Source organism: Pseudomonas sp. GM24, from assembly GCF_000282235.1.
GTDB lineage: Bacteria > Pseudomonadota > Gammaproteobacteria > Pseudomonadales > Pseudomonadaceae > Aquipseudomonas.
The window spans coordinates 1-3,490 of record NZ_AKJR01000323.1 but is presented as its reverse complement, the minus strand read 5'-3'; the positions used below and the strand labels follow the sequence as shown (position 1 = coordinate 3,490).

Genomic DNA, 3,490 nt, shown 5'->3' with positions numbered 1-3,490 from the left:
TGCGGCAGCTCCTACGGGGGAATGCGTCCTTGAATTGACCCCTGTAGGAGCTGCCGAAGGCTGCGAACTCTCGCGGCATTAACTAAGAGCTAATAGTTATAAATAATCGTTAATAAGTTAGTTTTAGAGATAAGCAGCGCCATTTAAGGCTTCCAACCCACACGCATCCAATGCATTCGAAGAATATTTTCGATGCTGTTAATGCATACGCCGCTGCAAGCCCCGTTAATGCTTGCTTAGCTTTAAAAGCTATAAAAATGTGCATTTATAGTATTTAAGCGTAGGTAGTCATTCGGCCTACTTTCGGCTCCTCAACGCCCGTCGTGATCAAGGAGCTGCACCCATGAACCTTCCCTTCAAACGTGTTTTCAGTCTGTTTGCCGTTCCTGCTCTGGCGGGTCTGCTGGCGTTTACCGCGCATGCCGACGAACTCAAGGAAATCAGGATCGCCGTGCCTGACCTGAGCGCCGGCACTCAGCACAGCGGTGGGGGCGTGGTTGATGTGTTGCGCGATCAGCAGATTTTTGAAAAAGCCTTCGCCGATCAGGGCATCAAGATTCACTGGAATTTCTTCAAAGGTGCCGGGCCGGTGATCAACGAGGCGTTTGCCAATGGTCAGGTCGATCTGGCGTATCTGGGCGATCTGGCGGCAATCATCGGCAAGTCCAATGGCCTGGATACGCGTTTGCTCAGCGCCAGTGCGCGTGGGGTAAAACAGTATCTGGGCGTGGTGCCGGGGTCAGGGATCAAGACTCTGCAGGATCTGAAAGGCAAACGCGTGGCGATCTTCCGAGGCACGGCAACCCAGTTGTCGTTTGATGCGGCGCTGGCCAGTCAGGGTCTGAGCGAGAAGGATCTGAAAGTGATCAATCTGGATTTCAATGCTGCGGTCGCGGCGTTGGCAGCCAAGCAGATCGATGCGTCATGGGGCAGCTCCGGGTTGACCGCATTGCAGGCCAAGGGGCTGGCCGAGTTGCCGCTGAACACCAAGGATCTCGGTGGCGCAGGCAGCGTGCAGTCGGTACTGGTCGGCACGGGCAAGTTTGTCGACGCGCACCCGGAAGCGGTGGAGAAATTGCTCAAGGCGCAGCAGCAGGCGGTTGAGTGGCTGACCGAGGACAGCAACAAGGCGGCTTACGTGCAACTGGTCTCGGGTTTGGCCAGTTATCCACCGGTGATCCTGACGCAGGATCTGCAGGATCAGAAATTGAGCGAAGTGTTCCCGTCGACACTGGATCCGGTGTTCCTCGGCAGCTTGCAGGACAAGGTGGATCTGGCGGCGCAGCAGAAGCTGATTCGCAAGTCGTTCAAGGTCACCGATTGGGTGGCGCCTGAGTTGGCAGCAGCCAAGCTCTAACGTACACCGATCGTTCCCACGCTCTGCGTGGGAACGAACCCTTTAAACGGCGACGCTGACTTCCTGCCGATCCACCGCCACCAACGTCTCGATCATCGCCCGTGCCGCCGGCGACAGCCGAAACCCGGTACGGCTGACAATCCCGCAACGCGCATTCATGCTCTCCAGGTTCTGCGGCAAATTACGCCAGTGCAGCAACACCAGCGAACCCTTGGCAATGTCCTCGACAAACGCCTCTTCCGTGCCCACGCCAATCGCATTGGATTGCAGCACCACTTTCACCAGCGCCGGAAAGTGCTCGGTCTCGATGGTCGGGGAAAAATCGATGCGGCCGCTGAGGTTCGCCAGCAATTTGCGAATTCCCGGCGGGATCAGCGTGGTCGCCAGCGGGTAGTCGAACATGTCGTTGGTCGACAGGCTTTCCTTGGCCAGCAACGGATGCCCCGGCCGGCAGAAAAACACTCCGCGTTTGGGTGTCAGCGCCTGGGTCTGGAAGTTCGGATCGGATTCGAAATGACGAATGTCGGCGATAAAGAACTCGATCTCTTCACGGCTCAACGCGCGACTGAGTTTTTCCCAGTTATCCACCTGAAAACAGGTGCGCACTTTCGGGTGCGCGTTGATGAATTGCGCCACCGCGTCCGGCACCAATTTCACCGCCGGCGCCGGACCGCAACCGAAGTGCACCTCGCCGGCATCGAGCTTGGTCATCTGCGTCACTTCGGCACTGAGCAGCGCCGCGCCCTGCACCAGGCTCAGGGCGTGCTGCAGCACCACCTGACCTTCAGGCGTGGGGCGCAAGTCCTTGTTGCCGCGATCCACCAGCACGCAGCCGAACTCCTGCTCCAACCCCTGAATACTGCGACTGAACGCCGGTTGAGTGATGCCCATGGCGTCCGCCGCACGGACAAAACTGCGGTGTTCGTTGAGGGCGATGAAGTAACGCAACTGGCGAAGATCCATATGCTTTTCCGGCATCCTAAAAATAGCTCGAAGGCATTTGCGACGAGGGTTACTAGAGGTTTTAAATGCAAGCTCTTATTCCGTCAACGAAGCATGTGAATATCTATTAGATGTAAATGGAATATAGATAGAGCGTTGTTTCGCTGCCGTTAAAAACCGTAAGCAGTCGATGAGGGTCTACCCATGAGCAATGCCGCACTCGCAGTAAAACCCGCTGTCCACGCGCTGGAAATCCACCCGGTAGCCGGTCGTATCGGCGCCGAGATCCGTGGCGTGCATTTGTCCGGTGAACTGGACGCCGCCACCGTCGAAGCCATTCAGCAGGCGCTGGTTCAGTACAAAGTCGTGTTCTTCCGTGAACAGACCCAACTCGACGATCAGCGTCAGGAAGCTTTCGCTCATTTGCTCGGTGAGCCCGTAGCGCATCCGACCGTGCCGTCGCGTGAAGGCACGCGTTATCTGCTCGAACTGGACGGCGCTGAAGGTCAGCGCGCCAGCTCCTGGCACACCGACGTGACCTTCGTCGACGCTTACCCGAAAGCCTCGATCCTGCGCTCGGTCGTCGCGCCGGCCTTCGGTGGCGACACGCTGTGGGCCAACACCGCGACGGCGTACAACGGCTTGCCGACCGAGCTGCGTGAACTGGCCGACAAACTGGTCGCCGTGCACAGCAACGAATACGACTACGCCAGCGCCAAGCCGGACGTCTCGGTAGAGAAGCTTGAGCGCTATCGCAAGGTCTTCACCTCTACCGTTTACGAGACTGAGCACCCGGTGGTCCGCGTGCATCCGATCAGTGGCGAAAAGAGCTTGCTGCTGGGGCATTTCGTTAAACGCATCAAAGGTTACTCGCAGGCTGATTCGGCGCATTTGTTCGGGCTTTTGCAGAGCCATGTGATCCGCCAGGAAAACATCGTGCGCTGGCGCTGGAAGGCCGGTGATGTGGCGATCTGGGATAACCGTTCGACGCAGCATTACGCGATTGATGATTACGGCACTCAGGATCGGGTGGTGCGTCGGGTGACGCTCAAGGGGGAAGTGCCGGTGGGCGCGAATGGGCAGCGTAGTCAGACCATCAAGGGTCGCGATTGAAGATCAAGAGCCCCTCACCCCAGCCCTCTCCCAGAGGGAGAGGGAGCCGATCGAGTTGTCTTTCGGGATACATCGACC

3 protein-coding genes are annotated in these 3,490 nt (G+C 57.8%); 2 read left to right on the top strand and 1 reads right to left on the bottom strand.

The genetic code is table 11. The features are described from left to right. The first annotated feature begins 343 nt into the window (after positions 1 to 343). On the top strand, positions 344 to 1,357 hold the full coding sequence (locus PMI23_RS27745) for an ABC transporter substrate-binding protein (protein ID WP_007917651.1): 1,014 nt from the start codon (positions 344 to 346) through the stop codon (positions 1,355 to 1,357). 42 nt (positions 1,358 to 1,399) lie between these two features. On the opposite strand, the gene PMI23_RS27740 is transcribed toward PMI23_RS27745, so the two are convergent. Continuing rightward, a complete protein-coding gene (locus PMI23_RS27740) occupies positions 1,400 to 2,320 on the bottom strand; it encodes a LysR family transcriptional regulator (protein WP_007917649.1) in 921 nt (306 codons plus the stop codon). Positions 2,321 to 2,503: 183 nt separating this feature from the next. Here PMI23_RS27740 and PMI23_RS27735 point away from each other — a divergent pair, with 183 nt between their 5' ends. Further along, positions 2,504 to 3,412 (top strand): TauD/TfdA dioxygenase family protein, encoded by a 909-nt coding sequence (locus PMI23_RS27735; protein ID WP_007950251.1) that lies wholly within the window; start codon positions 2,504 to 2,506, stop codon positions 3,410 to 3,412. Positions 3,413 to 3,490: the final 78 nt, after the last annotated feature.